This is a genomic window from Arthrobacter sp. Y81, from assembly GCF_002929335.1.
Lineage (GTDB): Bacteria > Actinomycetota > Actinomycetes > Actinomycetales > Micrococcaceae > Arthrobacter.
Genome location: NZ_PJIL01000018.1, coordinates 67,093 through 91,483, shown reverse-complemented (window position 1 = coordinate 91,483; position 24,391 = coordinate 67,093). Strand labels below are relative to the sequence as shown.

Here is a 24,391-nt window from a genome sequence, read left to right as displayed (position 1 = left end):
CGGAACATGACGCGCGAGAACATCAAGACACCCGACGGCGGAACGCTGGAGCTCTACACCACGGGGGCCGAGCTGGCCTCGGCAGGCTCGGGCGTCGTCGTCGTGCAGGCCTCCATGGTCACCGCCGCCGACTACACGCGCTTTGCCCAGAAGCTGAGTGCCTCGCTGGGCCGGCCGGTGCACACGTTCAACCGGCGCGGACGCGGCGAATCCTCGGCGCAGCCGGACGACTACACGCTGGATGTGGACATCCGCGACCTGGATACCGTGATGAAGCACACGGCCAGCACGGACGTCTTCGGCCACAGCTTCGGCGGCGCCGTGGCGCTCCACGCGGCCCGCACGCTGCCGGTGGAACGGCTGGCGGTCTACGATCCCGCCGTGTCCGTGAACCACAGCGTCAAGGCGGACTGGATCTCCGAATACGAACGCGCGACGGCGGCCGGCGACGACGACCGCGCCCTCGCCGTGCTGGTCAGGGGGCTCGAGACGGGCGGGGCTTTGTCCTCACGGATGCCGCTTTCGATGCTCACCCTCGCCAACAAGCTCATCGCCGGAACACCCATCGGCAAGCAGCATCGCGACCTGATGAAGACCGGTGTCCGGGAGATCAAGGCGATCATCGCCGCGGACATGCCGGCCGAGCCGTTCCTGGCACTGCCCCTCGAGACCCTCATCATTGTCGGTGAAAAGAGCCCCGCCTACTTCGGCATCGCGTGCGGCCAGATCCACGACGTGCTGTCCGGTTCCAGCTACACCATCCTGCCCGGCTCGGGCCACGACGGCGTCAACCGGGCGCCGGACAAGCTGATCACCGAACTCAGCGATTTCTTCGCCGGCTGACCCCGGTTAGGCACGTCCAGCCCCAGCGCGAACGTGCAGATAATGCCCTCAAAATGTGGATTTGAGGGCATTACCTGCTCGTTCGCGCTTCGTAGTCGGGCCTCAACTGTCCGTTCGCGCTTTGTGGAAGGCTAGTGGGCGGCCCGGGCCGGGTGCTCCGCGCCGGCCGTCTTGCGCATCATGGCGGAAAGCACGACGGCGGCGACGGCTATGACGGCTGCCGTCAGGAAAGCCGCGTGCATGCCCGCGACGATACCCGATCCTGCGGCCACCACGGCGTAGATCGAGACCAGCAGCGCTGTCCCGGCGGCACCGGCCACCTGCTGCAGCGTGCTCATGATCGCCGACCCGTGCGAGTACAAGTGCGGCGGAAGCGGGTTGAGCCCTGTGGTGAAGGCCGGGGTGAACAGGAGCGCCAGGCCGAGGCTCAGCACCACGTGCAGGGACACGATCCACCAGACGGCTGTTCCGGCATCCAGCATGGAGAACTGCCAGAGGGAGAGGACCATCATGACGGAACCGGTGACGGTCAGCGGCAGCGGACCCACCTTGTCGAACCAGCGGCCGATGACCGGTCCCAGCAGACCCATCGCCAGGCCGCCCGGGAGGAGCGCGAGGCCGGTTTCGAGGGACTTTAGGCCGCGGATTTCCTGCAGGTAGAGCGGCAGCAGGATGACGGCGCCGAACAGCGCGATCATGGCCACCACCATCAGCAGCACGGACACCGTGAACATGCGGAAGTTGAACGCCCGCAGGTCCAGCAGCGGCGCGTCCTTTTTCTGCAGTTTCAGTTGGCGGAACACGAAGGCCAGCATGGCCATCACACCCACCGCCAGCGCCGCGACAGCGGCGGCGCCGGGTCCGCTCTGGCCGCCATGGCCGCCGCCGATCTGGCTGAGGCCATAGACAACTCCGCCAAATGCCGGAACGGTCAGCAGCACTGACAGGAAGTCCAGCCTGGTCTTCTCGGACTCGCCGACATTGGTAAGGAAGCGGGCGCCGATGGCGAAGGCCGCCAGGGCTACCGGCAGGACGAAGACGAACATGAACCGCCAGGTGAAGTGCTCAAGGATCAGCCCGGAGACGGTGGGCCCCATGGCCGGCGCCACCGAGATGGCGATGCTCACGTTGCCCATGACGGCGCCGCGGCGTTCGATCGGGACCAGGGTGAGGATCGTGGTCATCAGGAGCGGAAGCATGATGGCTGTACCGCCGGCCTGGACAATGCGGGCCAGCAGCAACACTTCGAATCCGGGAGCCAGCGCGGCCAGGAGTGTGCCGCCGGAGAACAGGCCCATGGCCAGCATGAACACGGCCCGGGTGGACAGGGTCTGCAGGATGAACCCCGTGGTGGGGATGACTACGGCCATGGTGAGCATAAAACCCGTGGAGAGCCACTGCACCGTGGGTGCGTCAACCCCGAGGTCCACCATGAGCCTCTGCAGCGCGACGTTCATGATGGTTTCGTTGAGGATGACCACGAAGGTGGCAACCAGCAGCGTGACGATGATGGTGACGGACTCACGGGACATCTTCACCGGGCCCGCGGCCTGCGCTGCCGCAGCGGCAGGGGCCACGGGATCGCCGTGGGCGTTGGAAGAGACGTCTGTAGACATAGGGATTCCCTCAGGGAGATGCGAAGTGGTTTCCGGCGAGCGTCGTCGCTGCAGATTCCAACAGTGTAGCCCCCGGGGTAATTCCCGTCATTAGAAAAAATGAGATCAGGAGCGGGAGATGCGGCGAGTCAGGAGTTCAGCGGCACGTTGTCGATCAGCCGGACCGGCCCCACCTTCGCCGCAATAATTGCCAGGCCTTCGCCACGGAACGGCGTCTCCTTGCAGTTCTCGGCCAGGGGATCCAAGGTGTCCGGGTCCACCACGTCGAAGTAGTCCAGTCCCACCAGTGGCTGGGATTCCACCATGGCCTGGGCGGACTCGAGGTCGAGCGGTTCATGGGCGTTGGCCCGCTCTTCGAGGAGCCGCAGGGCCCGGGACAGCACCAGGGCGGCCTCGCGCTCCTCCCCGGAAAGGAACCTGTTCCGGCTGCTCAGGGCCAGGCCGTCCGCGGACCGCACCGTGGGAACCGCAACGATCTCCACGGGGAAATTCAGGTCAGCCACCATCCGGCGCACCAGCGTCAGCTGCTGGGCGTCCTTCTGGCCGAAGTAGGCGCGGTAGGCGGGCAGGCCCGCGCCGGCGCCGGTCACGAAGGCGCCGCCCCCTGACAGCCCGGCGCCCGGAAACCCGTAATGCAGAAGCTTGGCCACCACGGTCAGGGCTCCGTCGAAGTGGCCGGGGCGGGAGGCGCCTTCCCATTTCTCGGCCAGGCGGCCCGCCGTCACACGGACCAGGGGTTCGCCGCCCGGATAGACCTCCTCCACCGACGGCGCGAACACCAGGTCCACCCCCTCGGCGTCGAGGAGTTCCATGTCCGCTTCGAGGGTCCGGGGGTATCGGTCCAGGTCCACGGCCTCGCCGAACTGCAGCGGATTGACGAAGATACTGGCCACCACAACGTCGTTTTCTTCGACGGCGGTGCGCGCCAGGCTGGCGTGGCCTTCGTGCAGGGCGCCCATGGTGGGAACGAGGCCTTGCGACGAACCCTGTTTTTCCGTCAGCAGCCGTGCGCTTTCGGCCCGCAGCTGCGCGGCGGTGGTCACGAGTTTGATCGTCAAGTCAGTTTCCTCCAGGGGCCTGCGGCCCGTCGTTGTCCGTGCCGTCCAAGGCCGCGCGGATCGCATCCAGCTGCTCCGGCTTCAACAGCCCCCGGTTCACGGCGCGGCGCGCGGTGGCCCGCGCCATGGCCAGGTAAGCCTCCAGAATATCGCCGCCGGCACCGGCGTCGTGTTCCCGCAGCGCTTCGGCGTGCGCGGCAACCGTGCCAATATCGCCGCGGGCCACGGGCCCGGTCAGGGCGGTCTCGCCGGAGGCTAGCGCGTTCTCCAGCGTGGCCCGGAGGAGCGGCCCCAGCATGCGCTCCGGGGCTTCGACGCCCACTTCGCGGAGCAGCTGCGAGGCCTGGGCGACGAGGGTGACCAAATGGTTCGAGCTGTGGGCCAGGGCCGCGTGGTACTGGGTGCGGTCGCCTTCGGCGATGGCCACCGGCTCGGCGCCCATCTCCACCACCAGGGCCTGGGCGATCGGCAGCATGGCGGCATCCGCCGTGACGCCGAACGTGCAGTCCAGCATGCGCGTGAGGTCCAGGCTCATGCCGGTGAAGGTCATCGCCGGGTGCAGGGCCAGCGGAACCGCGCCTGCGGCCCGCACCGGGTGCAGGATCCCCACGCCGAAGCGGCCCGACGTGTGGGCCACGAGCTGCCCGGGCTGCCAGGCCCCCAGCTTTGCGAGGCCTTGCACGAGTCCGCCGAGCGCGTCGTCCGGCACGGCCAGCAGCACCAGCTCGGACCGTTCCACGATGTCCTGCACGTCCAGCACCGGAACGCCGGGCAACAGGGTTTCGGCGCGTTCCCGGCTCGCGTCCGAGACCGCAGAAACCCCGACGACGGCGTGCTCGGCAGCGCGGAGCGCCGCACCGAGGACTGCGCCCACCTTGCCGGCACCGATGATTCCGACGCCGAGGCGTCCTGGCTTAGCCATGCTGCGGGCCCTCCTGGTGGTTCTGTGGGTTATCAGGCTCAACCACCGCAGCCGGGGCGACCTGCGCCAGCCATTGCTCGCTGGTCTGCCGTTTGCGGGCTTCCCTGGCGCGGGCGGCCTGCGCGTCGAACAGCGCACGGGCTTCGTCCAGTCCGGCCTGGATGACCCGGGGCGACACCGGGCCGGCTGTGGTGTGCAGGACCAGGTCCGCCACGCGGAAGCGGCGAGCCAGCGGACCCTGGTGCAGGGCCATCGACTGCGTGCGCTGATGGGGAACCACCACCAGCTCGCGCCACAGGCGGCCGGAACGGATCAGCAGCGCCGTGTCAGTGGCAGTGAAGCCGTTGCGGCGCCAGCCCAGCGGAGCCAGCAGCCGCACGCGGCGCGGACTGGTGACGAACCCGCTGTCCGGTTCCCCCGCTTCGGCTGCCTCCGCGGCGGCCGGCTGCCGTGCGGGACCGGGCCGGCCGGCCGGAGCAATGCCGGTCAGGCCGGCCGCAAAGACGCGTGCCGGGTCCGGCGTTCCCGGATCCGGGAGCACCAGCGACAGCATCCTCATCACATCGGCCAGGACGCCCACCGGAAGAAGTGTGGTGCGTGAGGCGCCCTCGCCATTGCTGCCAGGACCCCCGTAACCGGCCACGTTCACCTGCATGCGGTACCAGCCGAAGATCCGCCACAGCGGCGGCTGCGTCACCTTCAGGGCCTGAATCCGGCCGGGCGGGAGGGTCTGCGCCTGAGTATCCAGCAGCCCGTAGCGGAGCCGGATGCCGTCCGGCGAAATGGCGGCAGTGAAGTTGTAGCCCTTGTTGAACGATCCCCAGTAAGCGGCGGCCAGGCCGAGGGCGGCCGGGATCAGGTAGAAGTAGAACCCGCGGTTGTCCGTGACGGTTGACAGCACCACGGACGCCACCGCGCCGACCACCACGAAGAAACTCTGCTCACTCAGCAGCAACGATCCGATAAGGCGCGACGGCGGGACGGATAGGACGGGAAATTCCGGAGCCTCAGGCAGGGCTTCGTCGGGACGCTCCGGGTCGGGTTCCAGCCCGGCCGCCCGGGCCAGGATGGTGGCCCGCAGCTGGCGGGCGTCGTCGATCCGGAGGTAGGCGAGGCGCACGGCTGATTCGCCGGCGTCGGCCACCTCGAACTTGAGTTCGGCAAGGCCGAAGATCCTGGCCAGCAGCGGCTGCACGATGTCGATGGCCTGAACGCGGTCAAGCCGCGCCTGGCGCTGCTGCTTGAACAGGAAGCCGGTGTTCACCCGGACGTAGCCCTCGGCAACCTGGTAGCGGGTGAAGTACCACGTCAGGATGAACCCCAGCACGGACAGGACGAGGACCAGCCCGCCGCCGGCGATCAGGAACGGCACCCGCCCGGAATACATCTCGTCCATGAGGGGCCGGCCCTGCAGCATCCGTTCGAAGGTGTCGCGGCCGAAGAAGAAGCCGATGGCGGCCAGCGCCACCCAGCCCCGGATGAACGGTGACGCGGGATGTACACGCAGCCACTCGCCGTCGGGCTTAATAGAAGCCTGCCCGGCGGGTCCATCGCCGGCGGGAGCACTTCCTCCCAAGGGCCCGCCGGCCGTTCCGGCTCCGTCAGAGGTCACAGCGCGGTCAGAGGTCACAGCCCGGCCAGCCGTGCCGCGCCCCGGGCGGAAAGCTGCTCGCGGAGCCGCGCCCCCTCGTCGGACGGCAGGCCGGGGATCTCCGCGTTGGTGCCGGCCGAGGCGGTGTGCAGCTTCAGCGTGCACAGGCCAAGGCCGCGTTCCACCGGCCCGACGCCGATGTCCACGTACTGCATCCGGCCGTAGGGAACCACCAGCGTGCGCTGGAAGAAGATGCCGCTGCGGATCAGGAGGTCGTCGTCGCGCTCGGCATAACCGATGGCCCGCACCTGCCGCGGAATAAGCAGCAGCCGCCAGACAGCCAAAAGCAGCATGAACGCGGGGACGGTGATGGCCAGCCAGAGCGGAACCCAGTCCCACCAGCCCACCAGCGCGAACACCAGCGGCAGCGAGAGCAGCGCCACGGCGATCAGGTTCCCGATCGCCCACTCAACCAGCCGGACCGTCACGTATTTGGGCGACACCCGGAGCCAGGAAATTCCGGGCGGATCAATCGCCTCTGTAGGCATATTCGCCTTCCCCCTTGGGTTTGCGGGCGCCCCTGCCGGGCATTCCCGGTGCACCGTCGGCGTCGCCGTCTTCCGGCGGAATCCGGCAGAAGCGTTCCACGACAAGCCCCACGATGATCATGGCCAGTCCCCCGCCGGCCATGGACAGGGCCAGCCAGGTGATTCCCTGGTCGCTGCGCAGGTTCCAGAGCCGCAGCAGGTCCAGGAAGATCCCTGCATGCCAGCCCAGCAGCACACTTCCGGTGTAGGCGCAGGCCTGGGCGAGGACGAGGGTCCATGCGGCCAGGATGGGGTTCAGCATTTTCTTTTTCTTGCCGTTCCGCCAGCGCAGGACGCGGATCCCCAGGATCAGCGTGAGCGCCACGATCACTCCCATGGTCACCAGGCCGGTCTGGGGCAGCACCGGGGTGGCCAGGCCGTAGCGGGTGGTCATGACCGCCGCGAACCAGCCAGCAATGGCCAGGATCAGCCCCACAACGATCAGCAGGAAGGGATTGACTGGTTTCACGGGCTACTCCACCGCTCCGGCAGTGGGCAGGCCGTCGAAGTCCCCGAAGCCGTCAAACGGCGCCAGGTCCGGGAAATCGGCGGCCTTGGCCGCCAGCTCGGCCACCCGCACGCCGTTGAGTTCGGCGGCGGGGTCGATGAGCGACCAGGGGTACAGCACAAAGGCCCGCTCCGCCGCGCGCGGATGCGGCAGGGTCAGGGTGGGATCGGAGCTCTCCACATCGGCGTAGGTGATGATGTCCACGTCCAGGGTCCGCGGTCCCCAACGGACCTCGCGCACCCTGTGGTGCTTGTTTTCGACGGCCTGGCAATGGCGCAGCAGTTCCATTGGCGGCAGCGAGGTCTCCACCGTGATCACCATGTTCAGGAAGTCGGGCTGGCCCTGGGGGCCGCCCACGGCCTTGGTCTGGACCACCGGGGACACCGCGGTCAACCGCACTTCCGGCCGGTCCACGAGGTCGGCGACGGCGGTGGACAGGGTGTCGTTCCGCTCCCCCAGGTTACTGCCGAGCGCCAGGACGGCACGGACATACGGGTTGTTCGAATACGGGGGGTTCATGACCGCCGCCGATGCACACTGACGGACACGTCGCCGAACTCAACCTCAATGGGCGCCTTGGGTTTGTGCACCGTGATGTCCACAGCAGCCAGCGGGAACTCCTGCAGGAGGTCGTCGGCGATGCGCACGGCAAGGGCCTCGATCAGGTTCAGGGGCTCGCCGGTGATCCAGTGCTTGATGCGTTCGGCCACCTCGCCATAATGCGCGGTGTCCAGTACGTCATCCGACGCGGCGGCCTTCGTGAAATCCAGGTGCAGCACGGCATCAACGATGAACGGCTGGCCGTTGCGGCGCTCGAAATCGAACACCCCGTGATGGCCGACTGCGGTAACACCGCTCAGCGTGATTGTGTCCATCGTGGCTGCCTGCCTAGTTGGTGGGGCTGGTGTCGCCGAGCGGTCCGGGAGACATCCGTGCGGCAACCTTGACGGCGTCAAGGCTGGGTCCGACGTCGTGCACCCGGACGGCCCATGCGCCGCGCGCGGCGCTGATGGACGTGATGGCGGCAGTCGCGTGGTCCCGTTCCTCCGGGGCCGCAGCTTTGCCTGCAACGGACAGGAGCGTGCCGAGGAATCGCTTGCGGGAAGCCCCCACCAGGATCCTGTGGCCAAGGGCCTCCAGCGGTCCCATGTTCCGCAGGAGTTCCCAGTTCTGCCCGTCGTTCTTGGAGAAGCCCAGGCCCGGGTCCACGATGATCTGCTCCGGTGCCACCCCGGCCGCGTACAGCTTGTCCCGCACGCCCACCAGTTCGGCGGCGACTTCCCCCGCCACGTTGCCGTAGTCAGTGAGCGAGTTCATGGTCTTGGCGTCGCCGCGGCGGTGGGTCAGGACGTACGGCGCACCGGTGCGCGCCACCAGTTCGGCCATCTCGGGCTCAACCGTCAGCCCGGAGACGTCGTTGATGATGGTTGCGCCGGCCTTGAGGGCAGCAGCCGCGGTTGCGGCGTGGGTGGTGTCGATGCTGACCAAAGCGCCGGCTTTGACCATGGCCTCGACGACCGGCAGCACGCGCCGCTGTTCCTCTTCGGGGCTGACTTCCTCCGCGCCGGGGCGCGTGGATTCACCGCCGACGTCGATGATGTCGGCGCCGGCGTAGAACATCCGGAGGCCGGCCGCGATGGCGGTATCCGGCGTCGGGTGCTTGCCGCCGTCGCTGAAGGAATCCGGGGTGACGTTCAGGATGCCCATCACCAGCGTGCGGTCCGTGGGGAGATCTTCAAACTTGGCTGCCGGCCGCGGTTTACGCAGGACTGGCAAGGGGTTTGTTGCGGGTCCGGTTCCAGGAGCTGCAGCGAGGGAGTCCATAGTCTGTTTAATTACCTTCCGAGTATGAGGCTCATGGCTTCGGCGCGGGTGGCCGGGTCATGCAGTTGACCGCGCACGGCACTGGTGACGGTCTTGGCGCCGGGCTTGCGGATACCGCGCATGGACATGCACAGGTGTTCGCATTCGATGACCACGATCGCACCGCGCGGCTTGAGGTGCGTTACGAGTGCTTCGACGATCTGGGTGGTGAGACGCTCCTGCACCTGCGGCCGCTTGGCGAACATGTCCACCAGCCTGGCCAGTTTGCTCAGTCCGGTGACCTTGCCGTCATGGGACGGGATGTAGCCAACGTGCGCCACTCCGTGGAACGGCACCAGGTGATGCTCGCAGGTGGAGTAGAACGGAATGTCCTTGACCAGGACCAGTTCCTCGTGGTCCAGGTCAAAGGTGGTGGACAGGATTTCCGCGGGGTCGTGGTGCAGGCCCGCGAAGACCTCGGCGTAGGCCTTGGCCACCCTTTTGGGGGTGTCCAGGAGCCCGCTGCGGTCCGGGTCCTCACCGATGGCCAGCAGGATTTCCCGCACGGCCGCCTCGATCCGCCGGCGGTCAACCTTGTTGTCCGAACGCCGCGAGGAGCTGCGGGATGAACTGCCAGTTGAGGGATCGGCGGTGGCGGAAACGTCGTCGTCGTCGAAATGATTCACAGCAGAAGCTTATCCGTGATGCGGTCCGTCGGCGCCGACGTCCGTAACACCACCGCCGAACGCCTCCTGACTTGCGACGCCCTGCGGGTGCGGCGGCTGCGCGTCCAGCGGTTCCTCCAGCCGGGCTTCCTTGGCCTCTTCCTGGGCTTCACGTTCGGCCTTTTCGAGGCGGGATTCCACGGGACCTGCGCTCTGCACCGGACGGGTTTCCTTGGAGAGCCACACTTCACGGAAGTCGCGCTTGCGGATGTCCCGGAAGACATGCGCAATCTCGGCCTGGTTCAGGGTTTCACGCTCAAGGAGCTCGAGGGCCAGCGAATCCAGGATGCTGCGGTTTTCGGTGAGGATCGCGTACGCCTCGTCATGGGCCTGGTCGATCAGGCGGCGCACTTCCTCGTCCACGATGTACGCGATCTGGTCCGAGTAGTTGCGCTCGTGGCCGGCGTCGCGGCCCAGGAACGGCTCACCGCCACCCTGGCCGAGGCGGACGGCACCGACGCGTTCGCTCATGCCGAATTCCGTGACCATCTTGCGGGCGGTCGAGGTGGCCTTCTCGATGTCGTTGGAGGCGCCGGTGGACGGATCGTGGAAGACGATCTCCTCCGCCACCCGGCCGCCCATGGCGTACGCCATCTGGTCCAGCAGCTCGTTGCGCGTGATGGAGTACTTGTCGTTCTCCGGAACCACCATGGTGTAGCCCAGGGCACGGCCGCGGGGCAGGATGGTGATCTTGGTAACCGGGGCGGAATTCCGCAGGGCGGCAGCCACCAGGGCGTGTCCGCCTTCGTGGTAAGCCGTGATCTTGCGCTCGTGTTCCTTCATGACCCGGCTGCGCTTCTGCGGACCCGCCATCACGCGGTCGATGGCTTCATCGAGGGCGCGGTCGTCAATCAGGTTGGCGTTGGACCGGGCCGTCAGCAGCGCGGCTTCGTTGAGGACGTTCGCAAGGTCCGCGCCGGTGTAGCCGGGAGTCTTCTTGGCAACGGCCTTCAGGTCTACGCCGGGAGCCATCGGCTTGCCCTTGGCGTGGACCTGCAGGATCTGGTCGCGGCCCACGAGGTCCGGGGCTTCAACGGTGATCTGGCGGTCGAAGCGGCCCGGACGCAGGAGGGCCGGGTCCAGGACGTCGGGACGGTTGGTGGCGGCGATCAGGATGACGTTGGTCTTGACGTCGAAGCCGTCCATCTCAACCAGCAGCTGGTTGAGGGTCTGCTCGCGTTCGTCGTTGCCGCCGCCGATGCCGGCACCGCGGTGACGGCCGACGGCGTCGATCTCGTCCACAAAGATGATGGCCGGAGAGCTGGCCTTGGCCTGCTCGAAGAGGTCGCGGACACGGGATGCACCCACGCCGACGAACATTTCGACGAAGTCGGAACCCGAGATGGAGAAGAAAGGCACTCCCGCTTCACCGGCGACAGCGCGGGCCAGCAGGGTCTTGCCGGTGCCGGGAGGGCCGTAGAGCAGCACGCCCTTGGGGATCTTGGCGCCCACTGCCTGGAACTTGGCCGGTTCCTGGAGGAATTCCTTGATTTCCTGGAGTTCTTCCACGGCCTCGTCCGCGCCGGCGACATCGTTGAACGTCACCTGGGGCATGTCCTTGTTGACCAGCTTGGCCTTGGACTTGCCGAACTGCATGATCTTGGATCCGCCGCCCTGCATGCGGGAGAGCAGGAACCAGAAGAGGACGCCCAGCAGGAGCACGGGGACCAGCAGGGAGAACAGCCCGGAGAACCAGTTGTTTTCGATCGGCTGGTCGGTGAAGCCGCTTGAGGGGTTGGCGTCCGTGACTGCCTTGACCACGTCCGCGGCGCGGGCATTGACGAAGAAGAACTGGACGTTCTTGCCCTTGTCCTGCCCGTCGATGACCAGGTTGTCCTTGAGGACCAGGTCAACGCGGTTCTCCGCGTCGAAGATCTTGGCCTGTTCCACCTTGCCGCTGTCCGCGAGGAGCTCGAGGCCCGGTTTCGTGTCAATCCGGGTTGACCCGCCGGGAGCGAGCGTGGCAAAGGCCAGCAGGAGCATTCCGACCACAACTACGATCCAGATGCCCGGGCCCTTGAAGAAACTCTTAGCTTTCATCTGATCGGGGGCTGGCCCCGTCCCTCCTGGTAGTGCTGCACGGCGACTGGTCTGCGCGCGTGTGGTGCTGCGTCAGCTTCTAGCTATACACCGTTCGGAGTGATTCACGCACGATGCGGTGCAAAAGTTCCCTCTAGGCGTAGCGGGGCGGGGCCGCGGCCCGTTGCGGGGCCCGGCCGGGCCGGGAGGGAGCCCGGTAATGCGCCTATTCGTAGACGTGGGGCGCCAGCGTGCCCACGAAGTCCAGGTTGCGGTATTTCTCGGCGTAGTCCAGGCCGTAGCCGACGACGAATTCGTTCGGGATGTCGTAGCCGACGTACTTGACGTCGATCTGGACCTTGGCGGCCGTGGGCTTGCGGAAGGCGGTGCAGATTTCCACCGAGGCGGTGCCGCGGGATTCCAGGTTGGTCTTGAGCCAGGACAGCGTCAGGCCGGAATCGATGATGTCCTCGACGATCAGCACGTCCTTGCCCATGAGGTCCGTGTCGAGGTCCTTGAGGATGCGCACAACGCCGGAGGACTGGGTCCCGGAACCGTAGGAGGACACTGCCATCCAGTCCATGGAAACGTGGCTGTGAAGTGCCCGTGCCAGGTCTGCCATGACCATGACTGCGCCCTTCAAAACGCCGACGATGAGGAGCTCCCGGCCCTCGTAGTCCTTGTCGATCTGTGCAGCGAGCTCGGTAATCCGCTGCTGGATCTGATCCTTGGTGTAGAGAACGTGCTTGAGGTCTGCCTGGACGTCGTTTGAATCCACCAATGGCTCCTGTGTAGATGCGGGTGCGACTATTTTTGGGGCGGCTGTTGAGGCCGGAATACTAGCTTCCCACAGCGGGCGGCTCCGCGGGGACCGCCGGCGGCAGCATCCCGCGCAGGATCCGGTTGATTCTGCCCTTCGCCGGCGAGGATCTGCGCCAGCGAAAGCCGGTAGGCGTTCACTCCGCCGGGAAGTTCAACGGGGCCGGCGGAACCCTGCCGGCGCAGGAGCGCCTCCGCGGCGAGCAGCCGCTGATAGCTGGGTTGCTGGCCTCCGACGGCGGCGGCCGCCTTGGCGATGACCCGGAACCGGATGGCGGGGGCCAGTTCGCCCAGCGCTGTCTCGGGCAGGCTGATTTCGGTGCCCGACTGCTCCGCCAACTGCTCATACGTGCTGTTCGCCACGTCGTCGAGGTAGTCGGCGTCCAGCTGCAGGATGGCTGCCGTCCTGGCGAGGGATTCAGCGACGCCGGGACCGAGCTTTTCCTCCAGCATGGGCAGGACCTCCACCCGCGTGCGGGAGCGGGCGAAGGACGGGTCGGAGTTGCTGGGGTCGTGCCACGGATCCAGTCCCTCGACGTCGCAGATCTCGAGGGTGTCGGCACGGCGGAGGCCCAGGAACGGCCGCACCAGGAGCCCGCGGACCGGCCGCATTCCTGCCAGCGAGCGTGTTCCGGAGCCGCGGGCGAGGCCGAGCAGCACTTGTTCCGCCTGGTCGTCCAGGGTGTGGCCGAGGAGGATCACGCCGGCCCCGGCGTGGGCGGCAGCCTCCTCCAGGGCAGCGTGCCGGGCATCCCGTGCCGCGGCTTCGGGGCCAATCCCGGTGGACGCGACGTCAACCCGCCGCACTTCCACCGGGGAGAGCCCCAGGTCCCGGAGGACGGCGGCGGTCTGGGCGGCGACGCCGGCGGAGCCGGGCTGCAGCTGGTGGTCGACGACGACGGCCCCCACCGATACGGGGTGGCCGTCCACGTGGCCGCGGCGGCCGAAGTAGGACGCGATGGCCGCGAGGGCAAGGGAATCCGGGCCGCCGCTGCAGGCGACCAGCACCCGTTCGGGATAGCCGGCGTCGGCCAGGGCGTTCTGCAGCATTTTGCGCGCCTTGCCGACGACGGGCGACAGCCGGCCGGGCCGCCGTCGTCCGGTTGCAGGCTGGGACAACTAGAGCCCCATCCGCTCGAGCCAGAGCTTGGCGTCATGGATTTCCGGTTCGGTAGGGAGGTTCCCGGCGGACTCCCAGACCCGGTTGAAGCCTTCCATGCCGGCCACGTCCACCACGCCCCGGACAAACTTGGCGCCGTCCGTGTACTGACGCATCTTGGCGTCGAGGCCCAGCAGGCTGCGGATGAATTTCTCCACGACGCCGCGGTCCTTGCCGCGGGCGTTGAAGCGCTGCCGGATGGTCTTGACGGACGGAACAATGCTGGCGTCCACCGCGTCCATGACCACGTTGGCGTGGCCTTCGAGCAGGCTCATCACGGCCGTCAGGTGCGAAAGCGAGGCCTTTTCCTCCGGGTCCTGGAGCAGGTCCAGGATGGCGCCGCGCCCCGGCGCTGTTCCGGCGGCCGTGCGGTCCTTGAGCGACCGTGCGGCGGCCGATGCCCGCTCGAGGAGGGAGTCGACGTTGCCCAGCAGGTGTTCGCTGAGGTTGTCGATTTCGTTCAGCATGTGGTGGCGCAGCCAGGGTGCGGCGGCGAACTGCACCCGGTGGGTCTGTTCGTGCAGGCAGACCCACAGCCGGAAGTCCTCGGGGGCAACGTTGAGTTCGCGCTCCACGTGGACGATGTTCGGTGCCACCAGCAGGAGGCGTCCCGCAGCGGGGGCGGTGGAGTCTTCGGCGAGCGCCGAGAAGGGATCGTACTGGCCCAGGACCTTGCTGGACAGGAAGGCGAGCACGGCGCCCAGCTGGCTTCCGGTGATGGCTCCGCTCACTGCCAGCGCGCCGGGACTCATGGCCCCGCGCCGGCTTTCCAGCATCTTTTCCATGGCCGGTTTCAGCATGACGGCGAAGCTTTGGGTGTTGGCCCTTGCCCAGGAGGCGCGGTCCACCACCAGCACCGAGGAATCGCGGAGGTCGCGCGCCGCCTCAAGCCCGGTGATGTCGTGGACGTGCGGCACGGAAATGTCCGCCATGAGGCGCAGGTTCTCCACGGCCGCCCCGATTTCGGAGGACCCCAGCGAGGGGCCCGCCGGAGCCAGGCGGGCGGCTGTTGACGCTGCGAGCTCCCAGTTGATCAGTGCCTGGGCCTGTGCTGATGAATCGCCAGTTGACTCCATAGCGTCCATCAGATCACAGCACCCTGCGGTTGCGCCTTAAGTTCGCTGTCCGGCGAACCAGCGGCAGCCCGGACGCAACGCACAGGCGCGGCACAGGATCGGAACAGAAGAACGCAAATGTTCCGGGCCAGAGTTGGTGCAGAAGTCCACACACCACCGAGGAGAGTCCGATGATTGCGTACCGCCCGATCCCGCCGCTGAACCTGGGTAAGAGCAACAGCTGGAGGTCCGTCCTGTCCGCCGTCGTTATGGCGGCGCTGCTGGGTACCGCCGCGTTTGGCACTGCCGCGGAGGCAGCACCGGGGGCCGGGGTGCAGCTGAGTTCCGCAGCCGGTTCCGGCTCGGGTGATGCCGGCTCGGGTGATGCCGGCTTGGGTGATGCCGCGAGCGCCGGCGACGCAGCGGCTCGCAGCTAGCGGCAGCCGCAGGAAGCCAGGACCGTCGCCGTGCGGTCCAGCGCCGTCTTGTTCCCCGCGGCGCCCGGCGCCAGTCCGTTTCCTATAAAGGAGAACACCAGAAGGCGGCCGTCGGCGTCCACAACATAGCCGCTCAGGGCAATCACCGAGTTCAGCGTCCCGGTCTTGGCCCGCACCAGTCCCGCGCCCCCCTCTGTGGAGGCGTCCGTGTACCTGCTGCCGAGCGTGCCGGTGAGCCCTGCCACCGGAAAGCCGCCGATTGCGGCCCGCAGGCTGGGCTCGGAGCCGGAGGTAATGTCCCGGACAATTTCGGACAGCTGCCCGGCCGAGACCTGGTTGCCCAGGGACAGGCCCGAGACGTCCGCCACGCGGAGGCCGTCCGTGGGGATTCCCAGGTCCTTGACCTGCTGGTACACGGTGGCGGTGGCGCCGTCGTTACTGCCGGGCTGTCCCGCGGCGACGGCGGCCATCCGGCCCAGTACTTCGGCCAGATAGTTGTCCGAGGTCTGCAGCATCAGGTCCACCTGCTGGCGCAGTGTGGCGGACTGGACTTCGGCCAGCACCTGGCCCGGGCTGGTTTCCGCAGCGCCGCCGCCTCCTGCTGCTGCGCCGCCGTCGGCAGCATCACCGTCGGCAGCACCGCCGTCGGCCGATTCTGCGGCATCCGGTTCCGCGGCATCCGGCGCCTTGCCGCGCACGACGCCGGGAGCGACAGTCAGTCCGGCGGCGGCGCCCGCCGCCGTGAGCTGCGCGGAGAACGCTTCGGCGGCGCTCATCGCGGCGTCCTGCGGGCGCGGCCCGGTGGTGACAGCGGGATCGTACCGGGCCGAATTGAGGGCCAGCGGGAACAGCGGGGCCGTCTCGCCGGCAGCCACGTCTTCCGGGCTCCAGGTCGGGTTCAGGGCCGGACCGGTGAACAGGGAGTCGTCCAGCCGCACCTGCACCGGCCCCTTGATGCCTTTTTCCTGCAGGGACTTAACCGTGAGCCGGGCAAGGGTTGCGAGCCCGGCGTGGCCCATCACATCGTCCTGGGATGACTCCCCCGCGCCGAGCAGCACGTCGCCGCCGCCGGTCAGGACCACCGATCCGGTTTCGGCGCCGGCCACCACCCTGGTACTGAAGCGATGGTCGGGTCCGAGGGCGCGGACAGCGGCGGCGGCGGTCAGGAGCTTCATGTTGGAGGCAGGGACCCTGCCCTCGGCCCCGCCACGGTCAAAGAGCACCTGGCCGGTGGCGGCGTCCTGCACCACACCGGTGAACGTTCCGCCGCCGTCGGTTTTCAGCGTGGCGTTGAGCTGGGCCGCGAGGGTGTCCGGCCAGGGGACTGGCGCCGAGTCTTTGAGGGGCGAGATGCCCTGGGGAAGGGAGAGGTCACGCGGGACCTGCTGCCAGGCGGGAACAGCGGACTCCGTGCTTTCCGGTTCCGTGCCCCGGCCGGTGAAGGCGGGCACGACGAGCATGGCTGCCGGGACGGCGAGCGCGACGATCAGGATGGTCAGAAGTGCCAGGGGCAGGTGCCGCCTGATGATGGCGAACCAGGGATGGCTGGCCGCGCGGCTCATCATGCGTTTCATGCTGCTGTTGGTCCTTTAGTCCTGAAATGTCCCCACTAGTTCATGAAACCTGGGCCTATCGCTATATCCTCAATAGTAGTCGGCGGCACCGACACTCCTTCAGTTGATGGTCCTGTGTGCCGCAAACACCCTGAAGTCGAGGAGCATTCCATGAAGCATGACGTGACAATCGAGATCCCCAAGGGGTCACGCGTCAAGTACGAAGTCGACCACGAGACCGGCCGCGTCCGCCTGGACCGCGTCCTGTTCACCTCCATGCAGTACCCCACGCACTACGGTTTCTTCGAGAACACCCTCGGCGAAGACGGCGACCCGCTGGACGCACTGGTGCTCCTGCAGGACTTCGATCTGCACCCGGGCGTCATCGTTGAAGCGCGCCCCATCGGCGTATTCAACATGACGGACGACGGCGGCGGGGACGCCAAGGTCCTCTGCGTGCCCACCGACGCCCGCTTCGACCACATCAAAGAGGTCAGCGACGTCAGCGAATTCCTGATCAAGGAAATCGAGCACTTCTTCACGCGCTACAAGGACCTGGAGCCGGGCAAGTGGGTCAAGGCCGAAGGCTGGGGCGACCGCGCCGCTGCCGAGGCCGAGCTGGAGGCATCCATCAAGCGCTACGTTCCGACAGCGCACTAGTAAGCAGTTCGACGGCGGGTGCCGGGTTCACGCGAACCAGGCACCCGCCGTCGTCGTTAAATCAGCCTCCCTCCGAGCGCGAACGGACAGTTGAGACCCGGAACCGCCCCGCGCGGGTCCAGGCCTCAAGTGTCCGTTCGGCCGTTTCCAGGGGTGTGTCAGGAATTTGTGAAATTGTTGGGCTTGTGACTTCCGAGCCTTCCTTCAATCCTCCGTGCGGTCCCGTCACCGGCTGGCGCGACGGCGACGTGCTGCGCGCCACCGGAATCCCCTACGCCACGGCGGGCCGCTTCCAGCCGCCGGCCAGTGCACCCGACCGGACCGCGGCTTTTGAGGCGACGTCGCCCGCCCCGGCCTGCCCACAGGGTCCGGTGCCCTTCCTGGACGACATCCTGGGCACCCGTTACGGCGAGCTCCCCGGCAGCGAGGACTGCCAGCGCCTCTCGATCACTATCCCGGCCGACCTCGCCGACGGTGAGCAGGTGCCCGTTATGGTCTGGCTCCACGGCGGGTCCTACACCTCCGGTTCCGGGGACCTGGCGATCTTCGACGCCAAGGCCCTGGTAGCCGAGAACCGGGTCATCGTCGTCTCCGTAACATACCGGCTGGGACTGTTCGGGTATTTGGCAACCGGAACAGGGCGGCCCGCGAATTTGGGCCTGTTGGACCAGCTTGAGGCGTTCCGGTGGGTGCAGCGCAATATCGGCGCCTTCGGCGGCGATCCGGAACGCGTCACCGCCTTCGGCCAGTCAGCGGGAGGCGACGCCGTCGCCCACCTCATGGCGACGCCGGAGGCGCCGTCACTGTTCCAGCGCGCCATCATCCAAAGCGCGCCCCTGGGAATCGCCAGGGGCCGGGCGAAAATGAACGCCGCCATGGGCGTCGCAGCGGAAGCCGTCACCGAGGACACCCCGGCCATGGATGTCGTCGCCATCGAGGACCGTGTCTCCCAAGTGGCCCGAAAGTACGGGCTGATGGCCGCCATGCCGTTCGGCACCCAGTACGGGCACGCCCCGCTGCCGCCGGAACACGGCATCGAGGCAGCGTGGAACGCCACCGCGCCGCACATCGAGGTGCTGATCGGCCACACCTCGGACGAGGCGCGCCTGTTCCTGCCGAGCAGTCCCTTGGCCAGCCGGCTGGCCAAGATCCCGGTCCTGGGCAACGCGGTGGTTAACGGCATCAGCTGCGCCGTGACCGAAGCGGTCTATGGCCGGCCGGCCCGGAGGTTCGCCCGCCGGCATGCCCGGGCGGGCGGCAAAGCGTACAGCTACGTGTTGTCCTGGGCGGCCCCGGGGAACTTCTACGGCGCCGCCCACACCGTCGATCTGCCCTTGCTGTTCGGAAACCAGCGGACCTGGGAGGGTGCCGGGTTGCTCGACGGCGCAACCTGGGACGAAATCAATGCCCAGGGCCGGGCCCTCCGCGCCACCTGGGCCCGGTTCGCCTACGGGCAAGGCCTCGAAAGCCGGGGAGAGCTTCCCGGTGCGCTCCGGTTCCGCGCCGTCTGAGCCGGTGTTCCAATGGCCGGCGTCCAATAGATTGTTTTCATGCAACTGAGCCAGCGGACCTCCGCCCCGGCACACCCATGAGGACGCTGGGCGTGGACCTTGCCGCCGCCACGAGGAAAACGGCGGCGGCGGTGATCGACTGGACCGGCGGCGCTGCGCAGCTGGTCCACCTCTCCCTGGATGTCACCGACGAGGAGATCGTGGACCTGTTCGGCAGCACAGACATGACCGGCATCGACTGCCCGGTGGGCTGGCCGGACGCCTTCCTTCCCTTCCTTGCCGGGCACCTGAAATTCGACGCGCATCCGGTGCTGGACCATGACGGGATCGAAGGCCGCCGGCTCCTGGCCTACCGGGACACCGACCGGTTCATTACCGGCAAAACCGGGCTGATCCCGCTCAGCGTCTCTGCGGACCGGCTGGCACACCCCGCGATGCGCTGCGCCGTGATCCAAGCCAAGATCGCCCGGGACCACGGGCCGCAGCCCAGGGACGGCTCGGGCCGGCTGGCGGAGGTCTACCCCGCAGCCTCCCTGAAGCTCTGGGGGATCCACTCCCGCGGGTACAAAGGGCGGGGCGCCCCGGAGTCGGAACGGCTGCGCCTTATCCTGGACAACCTGGAGACTGCGGCGCCCTGGCTGGACCTTGCCGGGCACCGGGATGACCTGGCAGCCTCGGACGACATGTTCGACGCCGTCATCGCCTCCCTCACGGCCCGGGCCGTCAGCCTCGGCCAAACGCTGCAGCCCACCACGGATCACGGCGCTGCGGCCCTCAGCGAGGGCTGGATCCATGTGCCGTCCGGCCGGCTCGCCGACCTCACAGAGCAGCCGGGGCAGCCGGGGTCGCCGGGGTCGCCGGATTAGCCGCCAAGCGTCCAGTCGCGGATCTCCTCCATGTCTTCGCCGTGGCTGCGCGTGTGGTTGTGCGCCCGGATACGGCTGTCCTGCAGCGCCTGCCGCAGCAGGGAGTGCCGCTCCGCCAGTCCCGGAACCCGGTCGATGGCGTCGATGGCCAGCTGGAAGCGGTCGATCCCGTTGAGCATGGCCATGTCGAACGGCGTGGTGGTGGTCCCTTCTTCGTTGTAGCCGCGGACGTGCAGGCCCTCCTGGTTGGTGCGCCGGTAGGCCAGCCGGTGAATCAGCGATGGGTACCCGTGGTACGCGAAAATAATCGGCTTGTCCGCCGTGAAGATACCGTCGAAGTCCCGTGACGTCAGTCCGTGGGGGTGCTCGCTGACGTCCTGGAGCCGCATCAGGTCCACCACGTTGACCACGCGGACCTTCAGCCCGGGCGCTCCTTCCCTGAGCAGTTCGGCGGCTGCAACCGTCTCCACGGTAGGAACATCCCCGGCGCAGGCCAGCACCACGTCAGGTTCCTCACCCGGCACCTCGGATCCAGCGAATTCCCAGATCCCCAGCCCCCGCTGGCAGTGGTGGGCGGCATCAGCCGGCCCCAGCCACGTGGGTGAGGGCTGCTTGCCGCTGACCACGATGTTGACGTAATCCCGGGAATCCAGGCAGTGTTCCATTACGGACAGCAGCGTGTTGGCGTCCGGCGGCAGGTACACGCGGATGACCTCCGCCTTCTTGTTCACCGCGTGGTCGATGAAGCCCGGATCCTGGTGCGAGAAACCGTTGTGGTCCTGCTGCCAGACATGCGAAGACAACACGTAGTTCAGCGACGCCACAGGCTGGCGCCAGGCGAGCTCGCGGTGGACCTTGAGCCACTTGGCATGCTGGTTGAACATGGAGTCGACAATGTGGATGAACGCCTCGTAGCAGCTGAACACGCCGTGCCGCCCGGTCAGGAGATATCCTTCCAGCCAGCCCTGGCACAGGTGCTCGCTGAGCACTTCCATCACCCGGCCCGCCCGCGCGAGGTGCTCGTCGACGTCGTCGATCCGGTATTGCCACACCTTGTCGGTGACGTCATAGACGTCCTGCAGGCGGTTGGAGGCGGTCTCATCGGGACCGAAAAGACGGAAAGTTTCGGGATTTTGGGAAATAACGTCCCGCATCCAGGAACCCAGGGTGATCATGGCACTGACCCGGTCCACACCAGGCGTGGGCACCTCGACGGCGTGTTTGCGGTAGTCCGGCAGTTTCAAGTCGCGCAGCAGGATGCCGCCGTTGGCATGGGGCGTGGCGCTCATCCTCAGTTCCCCTGCCGGAGCGTTTCCCGCGACGTCGGGCCGGAGGCGGCCGTGGTCGTCGAAGAGTTCGCCGGGCCGGTAGGATTCCAGCCATTGTTCCAGCTGGGCAAGGTGCTCCGGATTGGTGCGGACCTCCGACAGCGGCACCTGATGGCTCCGCCAGGTGCCTTCCACCTGCTTGCCGTCAACCCGCTTCGGTCCGGTCCAGCCCTTGGGCGAACGCAGCACAATCATGGGCCACTGGGCGGCACCGGCGTCATCTGTCGACGGGGTCCCGGCGCCGCGGCGCTCCGCCTGGATGGCGCGGATCTCGGCCAGGCAGGCCTCCAGGACCGCGGCGAAATCGCGGTGCGCGGCCGCGGTGTCGTCAGGATCGGCCACGGTGACGAAATGGGGTTTGTGGCCGTACCCGCGGAGCAACTGTTCCAGCTGGGCTTCCGGCATCCGGGCCAGGACCGTGGGGTTGGCGATCTTGTAGCCGTTCAGGTGCAGGATGGGCAGCACCGCGCCGTCGGCCACCGGATCCAGGAAGTTGTGGGAATGCCAGCTGGCCGCCAGCGGCCCGGTTTCCGCCTCGCCGTCACCGATCACGACGGCGGTGATCAGCTTCGGATTGTCGAAGACGGATCCGTAGGCGTGAGCCAGCGAGTACCCGAGTTCGCCACCCTCGCTGATGGAGCCAGGAGTCTCGGGGGCTGCGTGGCTGGGGATGCCGCCGGGATAGGAGAACTGGCGGAAGAGTTCTGCCAGCCCGGGCTCGTCGTCGCCCACGTTGCTGTAGATCTCCGAGTAGGTGCCCTCGAGCCAGGCGTTCGCCACCACTGCGGGGCCGCCGTGGCCGGGACCCGCGATGAACAGCATCTGCTGCCGGTCCCTGCGGATGACCCGGTTGAGGTGGGCGTAGACGAAGTTCAGTCCGGGCGTGGTGCCCCAATGGCCCAGGAGCCGGGACTTGGTGTCTTCAGCGCGGAGCGGTTCACGCAGCAACGGGTTGGAACGCAGGTAGATCTGGCCCACGGAGAGGTAGTTGGCCGCCCGCCACCAGCGGTCCACGAGTTCCAGTTCGGTGCCTTCCGCGGTCCCCGTCCCGGCATTGCTGGCCCCCGGCTTATTGGCAGTGTCCCTACCCGGCGTGTTCGCCATGGCATTTCTCCGCTTCCGTCAATGCCGCCGTCGGCAGCGTCCTTCCCCATGGCAACACCTTCAGGCCACGGGCACAACCTCCGGGCAGCGTGTCGACCGTGGTCCGGTTCATCAGTGGGGGCGTGGGTTGTACTGCCCATCGCCGTGCACAACGCAACAAGGTAAATTCATGCTGTTTGATTCGGCACCGGGATGAGGGGAACCACCGTGGCACGGCTGGATGGAGCGGACATCGCAGGACTGATCGACCCCGTCAACGGACGCCGCGTCCGCCGGCACACTGCCTCGGGTGCCTATTACGTGGAAGTTGCGGGCTGGCCGCACTTTTGGGGCCGGATCTGGCATTGGGCCCGCTCTCCCTGGCCCTGTTTTTCAACGACGGGCTGTTCGTCGCCGCCGGATGCGTTCCGTCAGAATCGCGGACGGCACGACGTCGCGAGCCTGGCTCGGCGGCTGGCGCGCCGTTTGCTGGTCCTTCGCTCCCTTGTACCTCCTGTTGGCGTTCGCCTCCGCTCCGGTGTGGCCCACGGGGCTGCCCCCAGGCGCGATCCCCGCGTATCTGATCAAGGGCAGGCTGACGAAGACCGGCGCGATCAGGTGCCCGGGCTCTACGACAACGGCACCCGAGGTTGAACGCGCGAGGACCTGAAAGGCTCATCGCTTTCCCTCAACGGCGCCCTGCCACCGGGTAGTCTGTCATCCAGAATGTTCACGCTGACCATCAACCAAACGGACAGCCGGCGCGACGGTGACCGGGTACCGCAGTTGCTCAAGGACCTGCGGCACATACCCGCGCGCCTCGATTTCGACCGGTCCGTGGAGGACGAAGTCCAGGGCATCGTGGACTGTCCGCACCAGGCCGTGGACGCCGCCCTGGTGGCCCTGCGCTCAGGGAGCTGGTTTGTCGGGATCGGTGTGGGGCCTATAAATGAGCCGCTACCCAACCAGATTAAGGACGCCACCGGACACGGCCTGATCTACGCGCGCCGGGCTGTGGACCGCCTGCGCAACGGCAAGGAACGCATCCCCGTCGCGGTTGACGGCCCGATTGCCGACCTCGCCGCGGAATCCGAGTCTGTGTTGAAGCTGCTCGGCCACATTGTGCACGGGCGAAGTGCGGCCGAGTGGCGTGTCCTGGATCTGCTGACACCCGGTGTCCGCGGCCAGCAAAAGGCAGTTGCCCAGGAGCTCGGCATCACCACCCAAGCAGTCAGCAAGGCCGTGGCCAGGGCGCAATGGAACGAGGAGCACGCGGCCCGTCCGGCTGCGGCCCGGCTGCTCCAGCTGATCCTCGAGGTCCGCTAGGCAGTTGACCCGCCCCTGTGAATGCGGACCCGAAGCAGCCCCGCCTTAGAGCAGGCTGCGGAGAACGTGCGCGGCGCCGTCGTCGTGAACGGACAAGGTGACTTCGTTCGCGGCGGCGACCACTTCGTCGGGAGCCTGGCCCATGGCCACGCCCCGGCGGGCCCAGGTGAGCATCTCGATGTCGTTGCGGCCGTCACCGATGGCCACCGTGAGGTGCGACTCGATACTCAGGTGGCCGCGGAGGTGTTCCAGGGCGCTGGCCTTGGTGACACCTTCGGCGGCGATGTCCAGCCAGGCAGTCCAGCCCACTGAATACGTGACGCCGGCGAGGCCGATGTGCTTGATGGCCTCGTTGAACTCCTCGGACGTATTTTCGGAGCTGAACACCACCACGCGCACGGCCGTGGCGTCAAGCATGGTCTGGAAGTCCACGCCGATTGCTTCCACGCCGAAGCTGGCATCCTGGAAACGTTCGGTGGACAGGAAATTGCCGTCCTCGTCCTCCAGCGCGTACTTGGCCAGCGGGAGCCGCTTGCGGAGGGCACGGAGCGCGGGCCCCGGATCGAACGTGGCCTTCCGGATGACTTCGTAGCCGTCGGGGTGCGCCGGGTCGAGTCGGAGTGTCACGCCGCCGTTGCAGCAGACTGCGTAGCCGGTTTCGATCCCGATCTGCTCAATGATGGGCAAGGTGGCATTCAGGGAACGGCCGGTGGCGATCATGACCTCGTGGCCCGCTGCGACCACCGCCTGGGCGGCCTCACGGACGGGGGCCGACATGTGGCCGTCATGGTTGACCAGGGTGCCGTCGACATCCAGGGCAACCATGAGCTTCTGTGTTGAGTCCTTCTTACCGTTGTTTCGCTGGTCGTCGTTGCCAGCGACTGAGGTTTCAGTCAATGTTGTCATTCACCTAGTACAGCAG

23 protein-coding genes are annotated in these 24,391 nt (G+C 67.4%); 6 read left to right on the top strand and 17 right to left on the bottom strand.

Features of this window, described 5'->3' with window-relative positions; all coding sequences use genetic code 11:
- Positions 1–6 precede the first annotated feature (6 nt).
- Positions 7–843, top strand: coding sequence for an alpha/beta fold hydrolase (locus tag CXQ91_RS19900; protein WP_104175615.1), 837 nt, complete (start codon positions 7–9; stop codon positions 841–843).
- 131 nt (positions 844–974) lie between these two features.
- Here CXQ91_RS19900 and CXQ91_RS19895 read toward each other — a convergent pair whose 3' ends face one another.
- The 14 genes from CXQ91_RS19895 to CXQ91_RS19830 all read right to left on the bottom strand — a co-directional run bounded on the left by CXQ91_RS19895 (position 975) and on the right by CXQ91_RS19830 (position 14,726).
- Positions 975–2,459, bottom strand: coding sequence for an MDR family MFS transporter (locus CXQ91_RS19895; RefSeq protein WP_104175614.1), 1,485 nt, complete (start codon positions 2,457–2,459; stop codon positions 975–977).
- Positions 2,460–2,587: 128 nt separating this feature from the next.
- Positions 2,588–3,517: a pantoate--beta-alanine ligase gene (locus CXQ91_RS19890; protein WP_104175613.1), complete on the bottom strand. Its 930-nt coding sequence runs from the start codon at positions 3,515–3,517 to the stop codon at positions 2,588–2,590.
- A 1-nt stretch (position 3,518) separates the two neighbouring features.
- Positions 3,519–4,439, bottom strand: a complete 921-nt coding sequence (locus CXQ91_RS19885; RefSeq protein WP_104175612.1) for a Rossmann-like and DUF2520 domain-containing protein — start codon at positions 4,437–4,439, stop codon at positions 3,519–3,521.
- Complete coding sequence (locus CXQ91_RS19880) at positions 4,432–6,051, bottom strand: PH domain-containing protein (protein WP_104175627.1); 1,620 nt, start codon at positions 6,049–6,051, stop codon at positions 4,432–4,434. Before CXQ91_RS19880 ends, CXQ91_RS19885 begins: the two co-directional genes overlap by 8 nt.
- Before the next feature lie 14 nt (positions 6,052–6,065).
- Entirely contained in the window at positions 6,066–6,578 is a 513-nt protein-coding gene (locus tag CXQ91_RS19875) for a PH domain-containing protein (RefSeq protein WP_104175611.1), read from the bottom strand.
- Entirely contained in the window at positions 6,559–7,086 is a 528-nt protein-coding gene (locus CXQ91_RS19870; protein ID WP_104175610.1) for a DUF3180 domain-containing protein, read from the bottom strand. The genes CXQ91_RS19875 and CXQ91_RS19870 overlap by 20 nt, the downstream gene beginning before the upstream one ends.
- 3 nt (positions 7,087–7,089) lie before the next feature.
- The gene (folK, locus tag CXQ91_RS19865) at positions 7,090–7,644 is read right to left on the bottom strand and encodes a 2-amino-4-hydroxy-6-hydroxymethyldihydropteridine diphosphokinase (RefSeq protein WP_104175609.1); all 555 of its coding nucleotides are present in this window, start codon (positions 7,642–7,644) and stop codon (positions 7,090–7,092) included.
- Positions 7,641–8,000 (bottom strand): dihydroneopterin aldolase, encoded by a 360-nt coding sequence (gene folB, locus CXQ91_RS19860; RefSeq protein WP_104175608.1) that lies wholly within the window; start codon positions 7,998–8,000, stop codon positions 7,641–7,643. The genes folK and folB overlap by 4 nt, the downstream gene beginning before the upstream one ends.
- A gap of 13 nt (positions 8,001–8,013) precedes the next feature.
- Positions 8,014–8,949 carry a dihydropteroate synthase gene (folP, locus tag CXQ91_RS19855; protein WP_104175607.1) on the bottom strand — a complete coding sequence of 312 codons (936 nt, stop codon included), beginning with the start codon at positions 8,947–8,949 and terminating at the stop codon, positions 8,014–8,016.
- Between the two features lie 11 nt (positions 8,950–8,960).
- A complete protein-coding gene (gene folE / locus CXQ91_RS19850; protein WP_104175606.1) occupies positions 8,961–9,614 on the bottom strand; it encodes a GTP cyclohydrolase I FolE in 654 nt (217 codons plus the stop codon).
- Between the two features lie 9 nt (positions 9,615–9,623).
- Positions 9,624–11,693: an ATP-dependent zinc metalloprotease FtsH gene (gene ftsH, locus CXQ91_RS19845; protein ID WP_104175605.1), complete on the bottom strand. Its 2,070-nt coding sequence runs from the start codon at positions 11,691–11,693 to the stop codon at positions 9,624–9,626.
- A 205-nt stretch (positions 11,694–11,898) separates the two neighbouring features.
- Complete coding sequence (hpt, locus tag CXQ91_RS19840) at positions 11,899–12,450, bottom strand: hypoxanthine phosphoribosyltransferase (RefSeq protein ID WP_011690021.1); 552 nt, start codon at positions 12,448–12,450, stop codon at positions 11,899–11,901.
- 29 nt (positions 12,451–12,479) lie between these two features.
- Positions 12,480–13,541, bottom strand: coding sequence for a tRNA lysidine(34) synthetase TilS (gene tilS / locus CXQ91_RS19835; RefSeq protein WP_181038964.1), 1,062 nt, complete (start codon positions 13,539–13,541; stop codon positions 12,480–12,482).
- A gap of 69 nt (positions 13,542–13,610) precedes the next feature.
- Entirely contained in the window at positions 13,611–14,726 is a 1,116-nt protein-coding gene (locus tag CXQ91_RS19830; protein WP_104175604.1) for a zinc-dependent metalloprotease, read from the bottom strand.
- Positions 14,727–14,896: 170 nt separating this feature from the next.
- On the opposite strand from CXQ91_RS19830, the gene CXQ91_RS24850 reads away from it, so the two are divergent.
- Positions 14,897–15,142, top strand: coding sequence for a hypothetical protein (locus tag CXQ91_RS24850; protein ID WP_181038962.1), 246 nt, complete (start codon positions 14,897–14,899; stop codon positions 15,140–15,142).
- Here CXQ91_RS24850 and dacB read toward each other — a convergent pair.
- Positions 15,139–16,716 carry a D-alanyl-D-alanine carboxypeptidase/D-alanyl-D-alanine-endopeptidase gene (gene dacB / locus CXQ91_RS19820; RefSeq protein ID WP_104175603.1) on the bottom strand — a complete coding sequence of 526 codons (1,578 nt, stop codon included), beginning with the start codon at positions 16,714–16,716 and terminating at the stop codon, positions 15,139–15,141. The genes CXQ91_RS24850 and dacB overlap by 4 nt on opposite strands.
- 150 nt (positions 16,717–16,866) lie before the next feature.
- On the opposite strand from dacB, the gene CXQ91_RS19815 reads away from it, so the two are divergent.
- From CXQ91_RS19815 to CXQ91_RS19805, 3 genes are all read left to right on the top strand, one after another.
- Positions 16,867–17,355, top strand: coding sequence for an inorganic diphosphatase (locus CXQ91_RS19815; protein ID WP_104175602.1), 489 nt, complete (start codon positions 16,867–16,869; stop codon positions 17,353–17,355).
- Between the two features lie 185 nt (positions 17,356–17,540).
- Positions 17,541–18,866, top strand: coding sequence for a carboxylesterase family protein (locus CXQ91_RS19810; protein ID WP_104175601.1), 1,326 nt, complete (start codon positions 17,541–17,543; stop codon positions 18,864–18,866).
- Between the two features lie 77 nt (positions 18,867–18,943).
- Positions 18,944–19,732: a DUF429 domain-containing protein gene (locus CXQ91_RS19805; RefSeq protein ID WP_104175600.1), complete on the top strand. Its 789-nt coding sequence runs from the start codon at positions 18,944–18,946 to the stop codon at positions 19,730–19,732.
- Here CXQ91_RS19805 and CXQ91_RS19800 read toward each other — a convergent pair.
- On the bottom strand, positions 19,729–22,164 hold the full coding sequence (locus CXQ91_RS19800; RefSeq protein WP_104175599.1) for a phosphoketolase: 2,436 nt from the start codon (positions 22,162–22,164) through the stop codon (positions 19,729–19,731). The two genes, CXQ91_RS19805 and CXQ91_RS19800, sit on opposite strands and share 4 nt — an antisense overlap.
- A gap of 705 nt (positions 22,165–22,869) precedes the next feature.
- Here CXQ91_RS19800 and CXQ91_RS19795 point away from each other — a divergent pair.
- A complete protein-coding gene (locus CXQ91_RS19795) occupies positions 22,870–23,469 on the top strand; it encodes a helix-turn-helix domain-containing protein (RefSeq protein WP_104175598.1) in 600 nt (199 codons plus the stop codon).
- A gap of 45 nt (positions 23,470–23,514) precedes the next feature.
- Here the strand turns inward: CXQ91_RS19795 and CXQ91_RS19790 are convergent, their stop codons facing one another.
- Entirely contained in the window at positions 23,515–24,375 is an 861-nt protein-coding gene (locus CXQ91_RS19790) for an HAD family hydrolase (RefSeq protein ID WP_104175597.1), read from the bottom strand.
- Between the last annotated feature and the right edge of the window lie 16 nt (positions 24,376–24,391).